Source organism: Herpetosiphon llansteffanensis, assembly GCF_003205875.1.
In the GTDB taxonomy this organism is placed as follows: domain Bacteria; phylum Chloroflexota; class Chloroflexia; order Chloroflexales; family Herpetosiphonaceae; genus Herpetosiphon; species Herpetosiphon llansteffanensis.
Window position 1 is genome coordinate 48,566 of record NZ_PUBZ01000079.1, and the last position, 16,647, is coordinate 65,212.

The window sequence follows — 16,647 nt, forward strand, 5'->3', positions numbered from 1 at the left end:
CAACGTGGCGAAGCGAAATCGATCGAACGCTGACGAAGTTGAACTGGACGAACGAGTTGTCCAGATCAACCGGGTCGCGAAAGTGGTCAAGGGTGGCCGCCGCTTCAACTTTAGCACCGTCGTAGTCGTTGGCGATGGCAACGGCAATGTCGGGCTAGGGATGGGCAAGGCTTCTGAAGTACCCGAAGCTATTCGCAAGGGTGCTGAATCAGCCAAACGCAATATGATCGCGGTTTCCGTTATCGGAACCACCATTCCCCATGAAATTGTGTCAACCTATAAAGCATCCAAAGTGTTGCTTAAACCAGCCTCAGCTGGTACCGGCGTTATCGCTGGTGGTGGCGTGCGCGCCGTGCTTGAAGCCGCTGGCATCAAGGACGTTCTGACCAAATCATTGGGTAGCAACAACTCAGTCAATGTGGTGCGAGCTACTTTGAAGGCGCTTTCTGAATTGCGCACTCCGCAAGAAGAAGGCCGCCGCCGTGGCCGCGCTGCATCGTCATTCCGCCTGAGCGGCCAAAGCCGCGCCGTTATCAGCGGTACGGAGGAATAACGATGGCAAGCTTGCGTATTACTTACAAAAAAAGTTCAATTGGCTATAGCCAAGCGCAAAAAGATACCGTTCGTTCACTCGGTTTGCGCAAATTGAACCAAGTGGTCGAACTTCAAGATACTCCAGTTGTCCGTGGGATGATCTTCAAGATCAAGCACTTGGTAACTGTCGAGGAAGTGACTGCGACGGAGGCCAAGTAATGAAATTGCATGATCTGAAGCCAGCACCAGGCTCAACCCGCAAAACCAAGCGGGTTGGTCGTGGTCATGGTTCGGGCAAAGGTAAAACCTCTGGTAAAGGTATGATGGGTCAAAAGGCTCGTTCAGGGCCAAACCCTTACCCACACTTTGAAGGTGGTCAGAATCCTTTGGTCCGCCGGATGCCCTATAAGCGCGGCTTTACCAACATTTTCCGGGTCGAATATACCATCGTTAACGTTGGCGATTTGACCGAATGGAACAATGGCGATGTAACGCCAGAAACTCTGCGCGAAGTCGGCTTGATCAAAAACCTCAAGCAACCTATCAAAGTCCTCGGCGATGGCGACCTGAACGTAGCCCTCACGGTGCGTGTCCACAAGGTTAGCGCCAGCGCTCGCCAAAAAATTGAGGCTGCGGGCGGTTCAGTCGAATTGATTGACGCTGCCGCCTAAACAATGGTGATGCGATGACCTTCTTTTGCGACGGCGTAGCGGGCTTTGCCCAAGGCTACGCTGTTTGCAAATGAAGGTCATTCGTGCATTACACAGGAGAATTCCATGCTTCAAGCTGTGGTCAACGCACTTAAAATCGCCGAAGTGCGTAAGAAGATTTTGTTCACCCTGATGATGCTGGTGATCTTCCGCTTTATCGCGGCTATTCCGGTTCCAGGGGTCGATACAAACGAACTCGATCGTTTGTTTAATGGTCAGTTGCCGTTAAGCGATTTGGCAAACTTCCTCAACTTGCTCTCCGGTGGGGCGTTGCGGCAGTTCTCCGTTGCAGCGATGGGGGTCTATCCCTACATCACGGCTCAAATTATCATGCAGTTGCTGATTCCGTTGATCCCAGCGCTGGAGCAGTTGAGCAAAGAGGGCGAGCAGGGTCGCAATCGGATTCAGCGCTACCAATATTTCCTCACCGTGCCCTTGGCTTACCTCCAAGGCTATGGCCAAATTAAATCGCTGATCAACAGCGGGATCAACTTGTTTGGCACGTTGAACTTCAGCATCACCCAAAACTTCTTCCAAACCTTCTCGATCTTGACGATTATGGTCTCAGGTTCGATGTTCTTGGTTTGGATGGGCGAATTAATCGATGAACGCGGGATTGGCAACGGTCTCTCGATGATTATCTTCGGCGGGATTGTGACCGCGCTGCCAAGCATGGTCTATCAGGCAATCACCACCTCAAGCTCGGGCAATAACGTCATCGGCGGGATTTTGCTGCTGATCGTGACCTTGGCTACCGTGGTTGGGATCGTCTTGATCACCGAAGGTCAACGCCGCATTCCAGTCCAATACGCCAAGCGCGTACGGGGCAATAAGGTCTATGGCGGTCAATCGAGCCACTTGCCGTTGAAGGTCAATATGGCTGGGATGATTCCCTTGATCTTCGCCCAAAGCATTTTGATTTTCCCCAGCACCGTCGCTTCCTACTTCTGGAAGCCCGATGGTACAGGCTTCCTCAATGGCATTGCGAACTTCTTCGTCAACAGTTTTGGCCCCAATGGTTTGGCCTTTACCTTGGCGATGTTCGTGTTGGTGTTGCTCTTCACCTACTTCTATGCCTTGGTGATGTTCAACCAACAAAACTTGCCTGAAATGTTGCAACGTAATGGTGGCTTTATTCCTGGCATTCGCCCAGGCCGCAACACCGAAGTCTATTTGACCAAAGTGTTGAACCGCATTACCTTGATTGGCGCGGTTGGCTTGGCAGTGGTTGCCGCCTTGCCCTACTTTGTGCAACAAATTACCGGCTTGCAAATTGGCTTTAGCAGCACCGGACTCTTGATTGTGGTTGGTGTGGCGGTCGATACCATGCGCCAACTCGAAGCTCAAATGATGATGCGCAATTATGAAGGCTTCATCTCGCGCTAAGAAACGCTACCTGCTGTGAGCAGGTGGCGCTACGGCGAACAAAGGCGTTCGCCGTCCTTTGCTGACTCATCGAGGAGCACTGTCCTATGAACATCATTTTGCTTGGTTCGCCCGGAGCTGGCAAAGGAACCCAGGCAACTGAGTTGGAAGCAGCAACCGGCATGAAGCACATCGCCAGTGGCGATATGTTTCGGGCTGCTGTGCGCGAAGGCACACCACTGGGAACACTCGCCCAATCGTATCTTGATAAAGGCGAGCTGGTGCCCGATGATGTTGTGATTGGCATGGTTTTGGAACGGGTGCAACAACCCGATTGTGAAAATGGGGTGATTTTCGATGGCTTCCCACGCACACCCCAACAAGCCGAAGCCCTGCAAGCAGCTCTAGCTGAACATAACGATGCGATCAACGCCGTGTTGTTGTTACATGTCGATAAAGATGTGCTGATTCAACGGGTGATTGGGCGCTGGACTTGCAGAAAATGTCAAGCTGTATATAATACATACTTCCGAGCACCAAAAGTCGAGGGTGTTTGTGATCTCTGCAATGGCGATTTGTACCAACGCAGCGATGACAACCTTGAGACGATCAACCATCGACTTGATGTTTACGAAGCCCAAACATCGCCCTTGATTGCCCATTATCGCACGCAAGGCATCTTGCACGAAATTAATGGCCTTGGCGAGATTGACGATATTACTGCACGCATGGTTCAAGCAATTGAATCGGCAAAGCCGTGCTAAATTTGTGGTATAGTAATAGGTACCGATGCAGAAGCATGGGCCGACGGCCTATGCTTCTAGCTTGCTGCGTATGCTATACACCGTCGTCTGACGTATTGCACAGCCCAGTGACGGATTATTCTTTGGGGCAATCGCGCACCACTCGCAACGCATGCGACCATTGCCACCGCTGATGTGCTAGTTTTAAGGAGTTATATGGCCAAGAAGAAGGATGTCATTGAGGTCGAGGGCGTTATTACTGAGCCACTGCCAAACGCGATGTTTAAAGTAGCGTTGGATAACGGGCTGGAAGTATTAGCACATGTCTCTGGCCGGATTCGGATGAATTACATTCGGATTCTGAAAGGCGACCGCGTGTTAGTTGAACTCTCGCCCTATGATCCAACTCGTGGCCGTATTACTTATCGGTACAGATAACACACTGACCACCGCAACCAATGCCTCTGGCCGAAGCGGACGGAGGGTTGGCTTGTTGTGTGTCTACGAGCGAGGTTCCGATGAAAGTCCAACCATCAGTTAAACCACGCTGCGAATATTGCCGGGTCATTCGTCGTAAGGGCGTTGTCCGTATCATTTGCAGCCGCACCCCGAAGCATAAGCAACGGCAAGGCTAAGAGGAGCATCGAATGGCACGTATTTCAGGGGTTGATATTCCACGCAACAAACGAGTGGAAATTTCCCTTACCTACATCTACGGGATTGGGCGCACCACCAGCAGTGAAATTCTGGCACGCACCAGTATCAATCCAAACGTTCGGGTCAAAGATTTAACCGAAGACGAAGTAATTCGTTTGCGCGAAATCATCGACCAAGATTACACCGTTGAAGGCGATTTGCGCCGGGCCGTCCAATTGAACATCAAGCGTTTGATGGACATTGGCTGTTACCGTGGGATTCGCCACCGCAAAGGCTTGCCATTGCGTGGTCAACGTACCAAAACCAACGCCCGTACCCGCCGTGGTAAAAAAGGCGCAGCAATCGGTGGCAAGAAGAAAGCTACCAAGAAGTAATTTCCTGAATTTTTATTTTCAACGCTATTTCGGAGGCCTTGAATGGCGAAACAAGCAAAAGCGGGAGCAGCTCGCCGCCCTCAACGCGGTCGTCGCCGTGAGCGTAAAAATGTGCCCCGTGGGCAAGCACACGTCCAAGCGACCTTTAACAACACCATCGTTACGATCACCGATCCTGCTGGCAACGTTGTTTGCTGGAGCAGCGCTGGCGCAAGTGGCTTCAAAGGCTCACGCAAAAGCACGCCCTATGCAGCACAGGTAACTGCCGAACAAGCAGCCCGCAAAGCCATGGATAACGGCATGCGCGTGGTTGAAGTGTATGTTAAAGGCCCTGGTGCTGGCCGTGAATCAGCAGTGCGCGCACTGCAAGCGACTGGCTTGTCGGTTATTGCAATCACCGATGTTACGCCAATCCCACACAATGGCTGCCGCCCACCAAAGCGCCGCCGCGTGTAATGGCTTCGCGGCAGCATGCTGTCGCCGAAGTGTGTAGTAGCAACGCCACGACTAAGATACGTGAGCAGGATGAAGCACGGCTGTTCCTATACGTGGAAATAGGAGTCGGTGTGTAAACTGCCTTGGCAATTAGGAATTGCGAAGGGACAAACAAGAACATGGCTCGATATACTGGTCCAGTATGTAAATTGGCACGCCGCGAAGGCGTTGACCTAATGCTCAAGAGCGGTAACAGTGGCCGCAAGGTGCTTGAGCGCCGTGGGAGCCAGCCCCCTGGTCAACATGGGGCTTCAGTCCGACGACGACAATTGTCTGATTATGGTGTTCAGTTGCGCGAGAAGCAAAAAGTTCGCCGCATCTATGGTGTTTTGGAACGTCAGTTCCGCCGCTATTATGGCATTGCGACCCGTACCACCGGCCAAACCGGTGCTGTGCTCTTGCAAATTTTGGAACGTCGCCTCGATAACGTGGTGTTCCGCTTAGGCTATGCGGTTACCCGCGCCCAAGCTCGCCAGTTGGTCAACCACGGTCACATTACCGTGAATGGCCGCAAAACCGATATTCCTTCAGCCTTGGTTGAAGTTGGCGATGTAATTGGCGTGCGTGCTGAAAGCCGCAAACGCGATTATTTCAAAGATCTCGAAGAAACCAAACAACTGAACCGCGTGTCACCACCAAGCTGGTTGTCACTTGACGCTGGCAAGTTGGAGGGGGTTGTGCAAACCTTCCCATCACGCGAGGAGTTGGATATGTCGATTAACGAGCAGTTGATTGTTGAATTCTACAGCCGCTAATCGGACGTAATCGGTATCACTATCCCAGCAGGAGGCGGATACGTGCTAGACATTGCAATGCCCAAACTCGAATGTGTCGCAGCGGCGGAGAACTATGGGCGGTTCAAAATTGAGCCACTGGATCCCGGTTACGGGCATACCTTAGGGAACGCGCTGCGGCGGGTGTTGTTGTCGTCCATCCCTGGGGCAGCGGTCATCAAGATTAAAATTGATGGGATTTTCCACGAGTTTTCGCCAATTCAAGGCGTGCGTGAAGATGCTACCGAGATTGTGTTGAACGTTAAAGGCATTCGTTTGCGCTCCTACGCCGAACGCCCAGTCAAGATGATTTTATCCAAGACTGGCCCAGGCGTGGTGCGTGCAAGCGATATTGAATGCCCTTCAAACGTGGAGATCGTTAACCCCGATCACTACATCGCAACCCTCGATAGTGCCGATGCTCGCTTGGACATGGAGCTGACCGTCGAACGTCACCGCGGCTATCTGCCAGCTGAAAATCGTGACCCGGTGCCGATTGGCGAAATTCCGGTGGATGCGATCTTCACGCCGGTGCACAAGGTTAATTACGTTGTGGAACATACCCGCATTGGCGGGATGACCGACTTCGACCGCTTGCTGCTTGAAATTTGGACTGATGGCACGGTTAAGCCAGGCGATGCCCTGAGCTACGCCGCGCAAGTGCTGGTCCAATATTCATCAATCATCGCCGATTTCAATCGCTTTGATGATGAACAAGAACAAGTTGGCGATGCCAATGGTCTGGTGATTCCCAGCGAGATCTACGACATGCCGATCGAAGATCTTGACCTTTCAACCCGCACCTACAACTGTCTCAAGCGCGCTGACATCACCAAGGTGGGTCAAGTGCTGGAGATGGACGAGAAGCAACTGCTGGCTGTGCGGAACTTGGGGCAAAAATCAATGGACGAAATTCGCGAGAAATTAATCGAGCGCAATTTACTGCCAACCTTGCCTTTCAACTCCGCTATTCTGAACACCAATGTCGCTGCCCGTCTGAACGACGGTAGCGCTGAATAGACGAGGATCGTTTCATGAGACACCGTAAGTCTGGCAAGAAGATGGGCCGGCCAACGGCTCAGCGCAAAGCCTTATACCGTAGCTTGATGATTGCCCTTATCGAGCATCGCGGCATTACAACCACTGATGCTAAGGCCCGCGCTGTTCAACCAGAAGTTGAAAAATTGATTACATTGGGTCGCTTTGATACTCCCCACAATCGCCGGATGGCGCTTTCGAAGCTGCACAGCAAGAATGCCATGAACCTTTTGTTCCAAGTGGCTCCTGCTTACGCCGAACGCCCAGGTGGTTACACGCGGATTGTCAAAATGGGCTTCCGCAAAGGCGACGCTGCGGAAATGGCTCGGATTGAATTGGTCTAAGTTTGCCGTATGAGCCGTACTTTAGCATTGTGTTTTGAATATGTCGGCACTGCTTTTTGCGGCTCGCAATGGCAACCAGGCGGTCGCGCCGTGCAAACGGAGTTGGAGACCGCTTGGCAACGATTAACAAGCGATAGTGGGCGGTGGATTTTTGCCGGTCGAACCGATGCAGGAGTTCACGCCCTGGCCCAAGTCGCCCATATCGTGAGCGCTACTGACCGGAGTTTGGATACGATTGCCAAGGCAATGAATGCCATTACTCCAGCAGATATTAGTGTTCACGAAGCATGGGAGATGCCAACAGGCTTTCATGCCCGCTTTAGTGCCCGTCAACGAACATATCGCTATGTTTTTGATAGTGCACCTGCACCTTCAGCCACGCTCTCTGGGCGGGTGCTGCGCCTCGATCATCAACTTGATTGGGCGGCGATGCAGGCGGCCTTGGATACGCTAATTGGCATTCACGATTTTGCGGCGTTTGCTGGCGCTGGTCACGAAGGCTCGACCATCCGCAACTGTTACTTGGCGCAATTGCGCCCAGCAGAGTGGCTTGGCCGCCCAGTGACTGTCCTGCATTTGCAGGCGAATGCTTTTCTGAAGCATATGGTGCGCAATATCGTTGGCACGTTACTGATGGTTGGCGCTGGCAAGCTTTCATTGGAAGCTTGGCTGGCAGTTATCGCCAGTCGCGACCGTCGGAACGCAGGACCAACCGCGCCCCCACAGGGGTTGTATTTAGAGTCGATTGGCTATGACCCAGCACTTCAGCCAGTGGCGACAAGTTCACGCTGGGATGGCACGACCTATTTTCGGACGTATCAAGGCGAAACGGTGTGAATACGGGCAACTTGCCAACGCTTCTCACCGCCACCCTTACAACGATTTGTGAACATGCCAGCGTGGCATAATTCACAATTCATACACGAGGAATTCAGCAGCATGAAGACTTATAGCCAAAAAGCTTCGGAGATTCAGCGCGAATGGCTGGTCGTCGATGCAGAAAATCAGGTGCTTGGTCGGCTCGCGACCCAAATCGCAACCCTGATTCGCGGCAAACACAAGCCAACCTACACGCCGAGCATGGATGGCGGCGATTTTGTCGTCGTGGTCAACGCTGAGAAAATTCGCGTTACCGGCGATAAAGCCAACCAAAAAATTTACTATCGCCACTCGAACTTTCCTGGTGGTTTGAAGCGCACCGCTTATAAAGTGATGATGCAAACCCACCCAGAGCGGATCATTTACTTTGCGGTTAAGGGCATGTTGCCACGCAATCGCTTGAGCCGCCACATTATCAAGAAGTTGAAAGTGTATGCAGGTGCAAGCCATCCCCATGCATCACAATCACCTAAAACCTATGCGGTGAAAGGTTAATACCGATGAGTGAACAACGCTATTTCCAAGGCACTGGTCGCCGCAAGACCGCTGTGGCCCGGGTACGCTTGTATCCTGGCACCGGTGAGTTCGTGGTCAATGGCCGCACCTCAGAAGAATTCTTCGGTGGTCGCGCCCTGTACCAACAATTGATTCGCCAACCTTTGTTGGCTGCCAATCAATTGGGCTCGTTCAATGTGTTGGTCAAGGTTCGTGGCGGTGGCGACACTGGCCGCGCCGAAGCTGTACGCCACGGCGTAGCTCGCGCTTTGGTCGATGCTGATGCAGCATTCAAGCCAATTATGCGCGCTGCTGGCCTCTTGACCCGCGACGCTCGTAAGAAGGAACGTAAGAAACCAGGTTTGGTCAAGGCTCGCCGCGCCAAACAATACACCAAGCGGTAAGTTTTTTACCCTTTGGTGTCCGGTTTCCCCCAGCCACGGAGCTTCGGTTCCATGGCTGGGTTTTTTTTAGGGGTCAGGGGTCAGGGTAACGAAACCGCGAAGGAGCACGAAGAACAGAGAGCATAGAACAAAGAGCATAGAACATAAAGGCTGTAGGCTATGGGCTATCGAGAATAAGTTGTAATACCAAAAGCCAAAAGCCAGTAGCCAGTAGCCAGTAGCCAGTAGCCATTCTTCGTGCTCTTCGTGTTCTTCGTGGATCAAAATCTTAACGCAGAGTCGCAGCTTGAAATAACCGACCCCAACCCCCGCCAACCAATCCCCAATCCCTATGTTCTATGTTCTATGCTCTCTGTTCTTATTTTTTGGCTTTGGCTTTAACCACAACTGGCTCGATGACTGGCGGTGGCGGGGCTTTGCTGGCCTCGCGCCACGCACTGTAGCCGCCAAGATGGGCGCTTAGGCTGCCATCGGCGACTGCCCACACTCGGTCAACCACCCGATCGAGAAAGTAGCGGTCGTGCGAAATCACGATCACTGTGCCATCGTAACGCTCTAAGGCATCTTCCAAAACCTCGACCGAATCAATATCCAAATGGTTGGTTGGCTCATCGAGAATCAGACAATTGGGCTTGGCTAACATCAACAAGGCCAATTGTAGCCGCGCTCGTTCGCCGCCAGAAAGCGAGCCAATCGTTTGGCGACATTGATTGTAGCTAAACAAGAAGCCGCCCAAAAATGCCACCGCTTGGCCCTCGTACATCGAGCGCGTCAGCCGTACCACATCAATCGGCGTTTGGTTGTGATCAAGCGTCTCAACGCCTTGGGCAAAATAGCCAATTTCGATCGATGGCCCAACCCAAACCATGCCATCGCTTGGCTCGTATTGGCCGTGCATCAGCTTGCCCAGCACGCTTTTGCCAGAGCCGTTTTGGCCGATAATGCCAACTCGTTCGCCACGCCAAATCGTTTGCTCGATGCCGAGCAGCACCAAATCGTCGCCAAAACTCATGCTTACATCGCGCAGATCGATAATTTTCTGGCCGCCACGTTGCTCGGAGCGCAGGCTTAAGCCAACTTTGCGGCGTTCGAGCACGGGTTTTTCAACTTTATCCAATTTGTCGATTTGCATTTGCTTGACCCGCGCCTGTTTGATATGGCGTTCGTTTGGAACCATCGAGGCCCATAGTTGAAACCGCTTAATTGCCTCTTCAAGCCGATTAATTTCCTTTTGCTGAGCTGTAAAATCTTGTTGCTGGCGTTGCAAGGCCAATTGGCGGTTAACGGCGTAGGTCGAATAATTGCCAAGCCAGAGGCTGGTTTTGCCATCCTCTAAATGAACCACGCTGGTGATGGTTTCATCGAGCAAATAACGATCGTGAGCCACAATCACCACTGCTCCGCTAAACTCACGAATGGTCGCTTCTAGAAACTCGCGGCGATTCAGATCGAGGTGGGTTTCTGGCTCGTCGAGCAGCAATAAATCAGGCCGCTGGATCAAACAACTTGCCAAACCGATCATTTTGCGTTGGCCACCACTCAGGGCGCTGGTTGGCAAGTTCAAATCGTTGGCATCAAAGCCAAATTGCTGTAAATAGCCACGCGCATCATTGGCCAGCATCGAGCCGCCAAGCTCCTCGAATTGGTTCAACAAGCGACTGTGCTGCTCTAAAACCTGATTCATACGTTTGAGATCGTTGGCGATGGCTGGCTCGCCAAGTTGGGTTTCGCAAGCCCAAATTTGGGCTTCCAGCTCAGCAAGATCAGGGCGGGCAGCCATGACGGTTTGCATTGGGGTGCGTTGATCGCCAACAATATGCTGCGAAAGATAGGCGATGCGCAAGCCTCGGCGCGTGGGAATTAAGCCTGCAGTTGGGGTTTCGAAGCCCGCCAATAAACGCAGCAAGGTTGATTTACCAGCGCCATTCGCGCCAACCAAGCCAATTCGCGCTCGTTCGTGAATTTCCCAATTCAAGCCGTTTAAAATGCTTCGACCGCCAACGCTGTAGTGTAGATTTTGGGCACTTGCAATAATCATTCGGGCAACCTCCACAGTAGGGGGCAGCACTATGCACAGCGATCAAAAAAAGACTAAGGGCGCATAATGCTGCCCCTAGTCTTGATCAGTTGGTTTCAATTACCAATTGGTTCAGATTTTAGGCGCAGCTATCCTGTCTGCGCCTTTGTTGAACCCTTTCCGTGCGTACATTACACGCATAAATGCATTGAAAACCATGATCGTCTTCCAAACTATAATCCAATATGTGCGGCTAGGATAGCACAAGCAACCAAATGGCTGAATCGGTCTTTAGGCCGAATCGATAATCCAGCCAAACCCATTTAATTAATTGAATTTAGCGAGGAACCACATGAGTCTATTAATTGGCCTGAATGGCCGTTTTTTCGAGCAGAATTGGCGACCAGCGCTTGCTGAAATTGCGTTTGCTGCTGCCAATGGCTTTGCCAGCATGCAGTTTCAGGGTAAGCCAGCAGGGTTGCAAGCGGCAGCCTTGGGAGCCAATTTTGCCAGTATTCGCCAGCAACTGCAAGCTAAGCAGATTATGGCAGTAATGGAAATTAATTTGCAAATTGATGCAGCTGGATGTATTGCGACTGGCCAAACGCCGCTGGAAGTGCTGGAAGCCAATTTGCCAGCGATCAACGGCTTGGGCTGCGAATATGTGCATTGGCATCTTAATAATCAGCCTGTGCTGGAATATGCCCAAGTTGCCGAGCTAGAAATTGCGTTGCAAGCCCAATTTGCTGCTGGTGTGGCCTTAGCCCAGCAGCATGGCTTTAAATTTGGCTTTGAGCATAACGACCCAATTTTGCGCTTGTTTACCACGCCGCAAGCCTGCCGCCAACTCTTGGATGCTGTGCCAGGTTTGGGTTTTGTGTGGGATTTTAATCATACACTGCCTGAAGATTTGGCTGGTTTTGTGGCACTCATTCCACGCATGAGCATGCTACATATTTCAGACACACCGTTGCCAGAGGTTAATTGCCATCTGCCGCTTGGCATGGGCACAATTGATTTTGCTGCCTATTGCCAGGCCTTGGCTGCGGCGAATTTTTATGGCCCAGCGATTCTAGAAATTGGTGGTTTGCCCAAATCTGGTGGCTATGGGCGCGATACAGATGTGGCATTAATTGATTCGTTACAACGATTGCAGGCAGCTTTGGCGTAGGCTTAATTTTGATCCACGAAGAGCACGAAGGGCACGAAGAATGAAACCGCGAAGGTCGCGAGGATTATTTTTTTCGCCACGAATTCCACGAATGACACGAATGATAATTTTTTGCCACAGATTACACAGATTACACAGATTATGTTCCGATAGCTTCAGGCGCATAGCCTAGAGCCATCGTTTCTCTGTGCCTTTGCGTTAAAACTGCGCCTGACCTCTGATCCCTGATCCCATTTTGACTTTTGACTTTTGACTTTTGCCCTTATGTTCTATGCTCTATGCTCTTTGTTCTTCTTTACGTGACACCTTGCGTCATAAACCTGCTTAGGGTATGATCAAAGCATAACGACTGTGCGCCTTCAACGGAGAACGCCAAGATGACTCAATCAGATAGCCTGCGCGCTTTTGGCCTGTATATTGACGGAGCTTGGGTGGCGGCCAGCGATGCTGCGAGTGAAACCCTGTATAACCCTGCGACGGGCGAGCCAATCGCTCAGGTGGCGCGGGCAACCATCCACGATATTGATCGAGCGGTTGATGCTGCGCGAAAGAGTTTTGATATTGGCTCATGGTCGCAAATGCGGCCTGTCGAACGCGCCAAGGTTCTCGAAGCAATCGCCGATGTGCTCGAAGAAAACACCGACGAACTAGCCGAACTCGAAACCCTCAATGGCGGGGCAACGCTACGCAAAAGTTCATGGCTCGATATTCCAGTTGGCATCGAGCATTTGCGCTATTTTGCCGATTTGGCGCGCCAACATCCAATGCAAACGTTGCCCTACATCGATTTTCCTTCGCCAAGTGCCAACTCTGTTTGGCGCGAACCAATTGGGGTTTGCGGGCAAATTATCCCGTGGAATTACCCGTTTTTGATGGCGATTTGGAAGATTGGCCCAGCCTTGGCTGCTGGCAATAGCCTCATCCTCAAGCCTGCTTCGTTAACGCCAGTTAGCGCCTTGCGCATGGCCGAATTGATCCACGAGGCCGATTTATTGCCACACGGGGTTTTCAATGTGGTGACTGGACCTGGTGGTTTGGTTGGCGAACGCCTAACCAGCCATCCTAAGGTCGATAAAATTGCCTTTACTGGCTCGACTGAGGTTGGCCGCCATATTGCCGAAGTTGCTGGCCGCAATCTCAAACGGGTCACGTTGGAGCTTGGTGGTAAATCGCCAGTGGTTGTGCTGCCCAACGCCGACCTCGATTTGGCGGTTGATGGAGCGATTTGGGCGGCGTTTATGCACTCTGGCCAAAGCTGCGAAGCTGGCACACGCCTATTGCTGCCCGATTCGCTGCACGATGAATTTGTTGAGCGACTGGTTGCGCGCGTTGAACAATTGGTGCTTGGCGATCCGCTTGATCTAACGACTGATTTAGGCCCGTTGGTTTCGGCGGCCCAAAAACGTGCTGTCGAAGCCTATATTGAGCTTGGCATTCAAGAGGGTGCGACCTTGCGCTGTGGCGGCGTTGGGATCGATGATCCTGCGCTTGCTAATGGCCATTTTGTGCGCCCAACGATTTTTACCGATGTCAATAATCGCATGCGGATTGCCCGAGAAGAAATTTTCGGGCCGGTGCTCTCCGTTATTCGCTATCAAACGGTTGGCGAGGCCATTACAATCGCCAACGATACTAATTATGGCTTGGCTGCCAGTGTTTGGAGCCGCGATTTGCAAGATGCCCAAGAAGTGGCACGCGCAATTCGGGCTGGCACAGTTTGGATCAACGATCATCATTTAATCAATGCGAAAGCACCATTTGGCGGCTACAAAGATAGCGGAATTGGCCGCGAGTTAGGACCGAATGCGCTTGATGCCTATAGCGAAGTTAAGCATATTCATACCGACTTGACCCAAGAACGCACGCGCCGCATTTGGGTCGATATTGTTACGCCCCGCCTCGACGACTAAGTTAAGAAGGATGAAATATGAGGGATGAAACGGAAGGATGAAGGATGAAGTATGAGGGATGAAAACCTAATTCAAAATTCAAAAGGCAGAAGGCAAAAATCAAAATATAAGGATGAGGAGGGATGAACATAACTCAACGCGGGCTAGGGGAGCAGAGCGTTTTGACCACACATTGTTGTAGAACCACACGATTAAAGCCCCTCGCCCGCGCATGGGAGAGGGGTTGGGGTGAGGGGATTAGGTCATAGTTAACGTAATGTATCAGTACAAATCGCTACCTACCACGCTTAACCAAGCCTAAACTTGCAGATTGGTGGGCCATGATATGATGGCAGCCATGATGATACAGTCGTTGAGCGAGCTTTACCCCGATTTGCGGCGCTTGCGTTTTGGCAGCATCGTGTATGCCTTGCTGACTGATACTACGCCCGAAAATCAACAACATCGATTGATTCTTGATGCGGCTTTGCAGGAAGCAGGGAGCCGTGGTTGGCTTACGCCTGATGTTTTTGGCCGCCTACGAGCTGGCGATGATGCAGTGGTGCTCTCGATTCTCGATGAATTGTTGATTGCCCAAGCCTTGGATCGGGCTAACTATAGTTTGCAGTTTAACCCGCCTGGCGAAGGTCGGCACGTCGGCGAGTTGCTGATCGAACGGGGCGATCTGCGTTCGTTTGTCGAAGTTAAGTCGTTGTTGCCAGCGGAAGCGGTGGTTTTGGCCCAAACAACCTTGGCTCGTTTGCGCGATTTGGCTAGCACCATTCCGTTGGCGGCCCGTTTAACGCTGGAAATTACCCATCATCCTAGTAGCGGCATTAGCCATCGCGAGGTGCGGCGCTATTTGCATGTCTCAGCAGAGCAAATGTTGAGCGGCTGGACGCATCCTGCTGCCTACACCCATAGCTCGGGCATTTATCTGCGGCCTGTTGATTGCCAGCCCCTGCCAGCAGCCGAGCATTTACAAATTGTGCTGCATCAAGAGGAATACCCCGGTTTGGCGCGGCGCGCGCATCGGGCTTGGTGCGACCGTTTGTGGCGAGCGATTCGTGGTGGCTATACCCAATTGCCTGCTGGCGAGCCGGCGGTGATTATTGTGGTTGATCATGCGCAGCCTGCGCCGCCGCTTGAGGCTTGGCTCACGCCGCTCAGCGATATGCTGCGTATGGGCGCGCACCATCGACTGAGTGCTGTGATTCGGATTGAGCTAGCAAGTTTGCGCACTGGCCAGCCTGCGCTTACAATTTTTCACAATCCACGGGCCAGTAGCCCATTGCTGAGCCAACCAATCCTTGGTCAACCAGAAGTACATATTTCGATGTTGAATCCTGAAACATGGTGAGGACGAATCATGCCCCGAATAACCAAAGTTTATACACGAACTGGCGATACTGGCACGACAGCGCTTGGCGGCGGCCAACGTGTGCCCAAAGAATCGTTGCGGGTAACTGCGTTTGGCACGGTCGATGAGCTTAATTCGCATCTCGGCGTAGCCTTGGCGGTTGGCGTGAGCGAACGGCTGCAAGCGCCGCTGCAAGCCATCCAGAACGAATTATTTCACCTTGGCTCCGACCTGTGTATGCTCGAAGAAGATAAGCAGAAATGGCCGATTCCGCAAATTGAGGCGCGGCATATCGATGCACTTGAGCATTTGATGGATGAATTGATGGACAAGGTTGGCCCGTTGGAGAATTTTATTCTGCCTGGTGGCTCGCAAACCTCGGCTCATTTGCATGTTGCGCGCACGGTTTGCCGCCGCGCCGAACGCGATGTGGTGGCGCTAAGCCGCGAGGAAAGCATCGGTAGCTTTGTGATTAAGTATCTCAATCGGCTTTCTGATGCCTTGTTTGTGATGGCTCGCTATGAGAATTTTGTCCGCAATATTCCCGATGTGATTTGGGATAGTCGCGCTTAAGCCATAAGCCGATCATGGTTTTGGCCATGATCGGCTTAGTTATAGCCAATTTGCTGGCGAATCGCGGCGTTAAGCCAAGCGCTAAATTGGCACATTCGCCAATCATTGCATGGCTCGCAGATCAGATTAAAGGCGTGAGCGCCGCTTTTTGCCTCGTAAATATGCAGTTTATTGACTGCATAGCGCACTAAATCAGGGGTTGCGGTCAGCGCTGCGACCATGCGCCGCACTTCCTGCTGTTGAATCAGGCGTGGCTCTAATTCGTGGAGCGAATGGTCAAGCAGCTCTAAAACGGCGGTCAGCGACACCGCTAGCAAACAATGGCGCTCACGATCATACAAAAGAGCGTGGGTTGGTTGCTCACCAAATACATTGCCAAAGGCCAGTTGCGGGTTCAATAAACAAGCGTCACGTAAATCTTGGATGAAGTTCATGTGCCATAACCCAGCCTCAGCCACCAGCCAGCCATCGTTGGCAATCGCAATCAGATGATTGTATGCTGTATGCCACCACCAGCATAAAAACCGCGCCTCGCCATGATAATCAAGCAGCGCCGCAAAGCTCCAAGCAGCCTGTGGCGGCGGCAACGGCACTTCAAGCACAATTCCACCACTGACCAACAAGGCGAGTTCTAAATTGATAATCATAGATCACCTGTGATCGTTTGCAGGTCAGCGAGCCAGCAGTAGTTCATTAACGGAGCACGCAAAACGAGAATGTTTCGACTACACACAGCCATAGCCTCATCCTTGCAAAAGAACGAACCCCAAATCGTCTATTCATTGATCTAGAGCTTTATGATATGGCTAATTATAGGATGAGCCAG

21 protein-coding genes are annotated in these 16,647 nt (G+C 51.9%); 19 read left to right on the forward strand and 2 right to left on the reverse strand.

What is annotated here, in order from left to right; all coding sequences use genetic code 11:
- Positions 1-4 precede the first annotated feature (4 nt).
- From rpsE to rpsI, 15 genes are all read left to right on the forward strand, one after another.
- Entirely contained in the window at positions 5-553 is a 549-nt protein-coding gene (gene rpsE / locus C5S61_RS05940; protein ID WP_054535864.1) for a 30S ribosomal protein S5, read from the forward strand.
- Positions 554-555: 2 nt separating this feature from the next.
- Positions 556-753 (forward strand): 50S ribosomal protein L30, encoded by a 198-nt coding sequence (gene rpmD / locus C5S61_RS05945; RefSeq protein WP_110514147.1) that lies wholly within the window; start codon positions 556-558, stop codon positions 751-753.
- Entirely contained in the window at positions 753-1,205 is a 453-nt protein-coding gene (rplO, locus tag C5S61_RS05950) for a 50S ribosomal protein L15 (protein WP_110514148.1), read from the forward strand. Before rpmD ends, rplO begins: the two co-directional genes overlap by 1 nt.
- Before the next feature lie 105 nt (positions 1,206-1,310).
- Positions 1,311-2,630 carry a preprotein translocase subunit SecY gene (secY, locus tag C5S61_RS05955; protein WP_110514149.1) on the forward strand — a complete coding sequence of 440 codons (1,320 nt, stop codon included), beginning with the start codon at positions 1,311-1,313 and terminating at the stop codon, positions 2,628-2,630.
- A gap of 86 nt (positions 2,631-2,716) precedes the next feature.
- Positions 2,717-3,373: an adenylate kinase gene (locus C5S61_RS05960; protein WP_110514150.1), complete on the forward strand. Its 657-nt coding sequence runs from the start codon at positions 2,717-2,719 to the stop codon at positions 3,371-3,373.
- A 195-nt stretch (positions 3,374-3,568) separates the two neighbouring features.
- Positions 3,569-3,790, forward strand: coding sequence for a translation initiation factor IF-1 (gene infA, locus C5S61_RS05965; protein ID WP_012192455.1), 222 nt, complete (start codon positions 3,569-3,571; stop codon positions 3,788-3,790).
- Between the two features lie 80 nt (positions 3,791-3,870).
- Entirely contained in the window at positions 3,871-3,987 is a 117-nt protein-coding gene (rpmJ, locus tag C5S61_RS05970; RefSeq protein ID WP_083469996.1) for a 50S ribosomal protein L36, read from the forward strand.
- Between the two features lie 12 nt (positions 3,988-3,999).
- Positions 4,000-4,383 (forward strand): 30S ribosomal protein S13, encoded by a 384-nt coding sequence (rpsM, locus tag C5S61_RS05975; RefSeq protein WP_110514151.1) that lies wholly within the window; start codon positions 4,000-4,002, stop codon positions 4,381-4,383.
- A 42-nt stretch (positions 4,384-4,425) separates the two neighbouring features.
- The gene (gene rpsK, locus C5S61_RS05980) at positions 4,426-4,839 is read left to right on the forward strand and encodes a 30S ribosomal protein S11 (RefSeq protein WP_012192457.1); all 414 of its coding nucleotides are present in this window, start codon (positions 4,426-4,428) and stop codon (positions 4,837-4,839) included.
- A 158-nt stretch (positions 4,840-4,997) separates the two neighbouring features.
- Positions 4,998-5,633 (forward strand): 30S ribosomal protein S4, encoded by a 636-nt coding sequence (rpsD, locus tag C5S61_RS05985; protein WP_054535870.1) that lies wholly within the window; start codon positions 4,998-5,000, stop codon positions 5,631-5,633.
- A gap of 42 nt (positions 5,634-5,675) precedes the next feature.
- Entirely contained in the window at positions 5,676-6,671 is a 996-nt protein-coding gene (locus tag C5S61_RS05990) for a DNA-directed RNA polymerase subunit alpha (protein ID WP_054535871.1), read from the forward strand.
- A 14-nt stretch (positions 6,672-6,685) separates the two neighbouring features.
- Positions 6,686-7,033 (forward strand): 50S ribosomal protein L17, encoded by a 348-nt coding sequence (gene rplQ, locus C5S61_RS05995; RefSeq protein WP_054535872.1) that lies wholly within the window; start codon positions 6,686-6,688, stop codon positions 7,031-7,033.
- A gap of 9 nt (positions 7,034-7,042) precedes the next feature.
- Positions 7,043-7,870, forward strand: a complete 828-nt coding sequence (truA, locus tag C5S61_RS06000; RefSeq protein WP_110514152.1) for a tRNA pseudouridine(38-40) synthase TruA — start codon at positions 7,043-7,045, stop codon at positions 7,868-7,870.
- Between the two features lie 102 nt (positions 7,871-7,972).
- Entirely contained in the window at positions 7,973-8,407 is a 435-nt protein-coding gene (rplM, locus tag C5S61_RS06005) for a 50S ribosomal protein L13 (RefSeq protein WP_054535874.1), read from the forward strand.
- Positions 8,408-8,412: 5 nt separating this feature from the next.
- Complete coding sequence (rpsI, locus tag C5S61_RS06010; protein ID WP_054535875.1) at positions 8,413-8,811, forward strand: 30S ribosomal protein S9; 399 nt, start codon at positions 8,413-8,415, stop codon at positions 8,809-8,811.
- Positions 8,812-9,169: 358 nt separating this feature from the next.
- On the opposite strand, the gene abc-f is transcribed toward rpsI, so the two are convergent.
- Positions 9,170-10,849, reverse strand: a complete 1,680-nt coding sequence (abc-f, locus tag C5S61_RS06015) for a ribosomal protection-like ABC-F family protein (protein WP_110514153.1) — start codon at positions 10,847-10,849, stop codon at positions 9,170-9,172.
- A 331-nt stretch (positions 10,850-11,180) separates the two neighbouring features.
- Here abc-f and C5S61_RS06020 point away from each other — a divergent pair, with 331 nt between their 5' ends.
- The 4 genes from C5S61_RS06020 to C5S61_RS06035 all read left to right on the forward strand — a co-directional run bounded on the left by C5S61_RS06020 (position 11,181) and on the right by C5S61_RS06035 (position 15,821).
- Positions 11,181-11,999, forward strand: coding sequence for a sugar phosphate isomerase/epimerase family protein (locus C5S61_RS06020; RefSeq protein ID WP_110514154.1), 819 nt, complete (start codon positions 11,181-11,183; stop codon positions 11,997-11,999).
- A gap of 377 nt (positions 12,000-12,376) precedes the next feature.
- A complete protein-coding gene (locus C5S61_RS06025) occupies positions 12,377-13,909 on the forward strand; it encodes an aldehyde dehydrogenase family protein (RefSeq protein ID WP_110514155.1) in 1,533 nt (510 codons plus the stop codon).
- A gap of 337 nt (positions 13,910-14,246) precedes the next feature.
- On the forward strand, positions 14,247-15,248 hold the full coding sequence (locus C5S61_RS06030; RefSeq protein ID WP_124033390.1) for a hypothetical protein: 1,002 nt from the start codon (positions 14,247-14,249) through the stop codon (positions 15,246-15,248).
- A gap of 9 nt (positions 15,249-15,257) precedes the next feature.
- Complete coding sequence (locus tag C5S61_RS06035; protein ID WP_110514157.1) at positions 15,258-15,821, forward strand: cob(I)yrinic acid a,c-diamide adenosyltransferase; 564 nt, start codon at positions 15,258-15,260, stop codon at positions 15,819-15,821.
- Positions 15,822-15,856: 35 nt separating this feature from the next.
- On the opposite strand, the gene C5S61_RS06040 is transcribed toward C5S61_RS06035, so the two are convergent.
- Entirely contained in the window at positions 15,857-16,468 is a 612-nt protein-coding gene (locus C5S61_RS06040; protein ID WP_110514158.1) for a hypothetical protein, read from the reverse strand.
- Positions 16,469-16,647 lie beyond the last annotated feature (179 nt).

Coding starts and splice junctions, on each gene's coding strand:
- rpmD (WP_110514147.1), top strand. CDS start 556: ATGGCAAGCTTGCGTATTACTTACAAAAAAAGTTCAATTGGCTATAGC.
- rplO (WP_110514148.1), top strand. CDS start 753: ATGAAATTGCATGATCTGAAGCCAGCACCAGGCTCAACCCGCAAAACC.
- secY (WP_110514149.1), top strand. CDS start 1,311: ATGCTTCAAGCTGTGGTCAACGCACTTAAAATCGCCGAAGTGCGTAAG.
- C5S61_RS05960 (WP_110514150.1), top strand. CDS start 2,717: ATGAACATCATTTTGCTTGGTTCGCCCGGAGCTGGCAAAGGAACCCAG.
- infA (WP_012192455.1), top strand. CDS start 3,569: ATGGCCAAGAAGAAGGATGTCATTGAGGTCGAGGGCGTTATTACTGAG.
- rpmJ (WP_083469996.1), top strand. CDS start 3,871: ATGAAAGTCCAACCATCAGTTAAACCACGCTGCGAATATTGCCGGGTC.
- rpsM (WP_110514151.1), top strand. CDS start 4,000: ATGGCACGTATTTCAGGGGTTGATATTCCACGCAACAAACGAGTGGAA.
- rpsK (WP_012192457.1), top strand. CDS start 4,426: ATGGCGAAACAAGCAAAAGCGGGAGCAGCTCGCCGCCCTCAACGCGGT.
- rpsD (WP_054535870.1), top strand. CDS start 4,998: ATGGCTCGATATACTGGTCCAGTATGTAAATTGGCACGCCGCGAAGGC.
- rplQ (WP_054535872.1), top strand. CDS start 6,686: ATGAGACACCGTAAGTCTGGCAAGAAGATGGGCCGGCCAACGGCTCAG.
- truA (WP_110514152.1), top strand. CDS start 7,043: ATGAGCCGTACTTTAGCATTGTGTTTTGAATATGTCGGCACTGCTTTT.
- rplM (WP_054535874.1), top strand. CDS start 7,973: ATGAAGACTTATAGCCAAAAAGCTTCGGAGATTCAGCGCGAATGGCTG.
- rpsI (WP_054535875.1), top strand. CDS start 8,413: ATGAGTGAACAACGCTATTTCCAAGGCACTGGTCGCCGCAAGACCGCT.
- abc-f (WP_110514153.1), bottom strand. CDS start 10,849: ATGATTATTGCAAGTGCCCAAAATCTACACTACAGCGTTGGCGGTCGA.
- C5S61_RS06020 (WP_110514154.1), top strand. CDS start 11,181: ATGAGTCTATTAATTGGCCTGAATGGCCGTTTTTTCGAGCAGAATTGG.
- C5S61_RS06025 (WP_110514155.1), top strand. CDS start 12,377: ATGACTCAATCAGATAGCCTGCGCGCTTTTGGCCTGTATATTGACGGA.
- C5S61_RS06030 (WP_124033390.1), top strand. CDS start 14,247: ATGATGATACAGTCGTTGAGCGAGCTTTACCCCGATTTGCGGCGCTTG.
- C5S61_RS06035 (WP_110514157.1), top strand. CDS start 15,258: ATGCCCCGAATAACCAAAGTTTATACACGAACTGGCGATACTGGCACG.
- C5S61_RS06040 (WP_110514158.1), bottom strand. CDS start 16,468: ATGATTATCAATTTAGAACTCGCCTTGTTGGTCAGTGGTGGAATTGTG.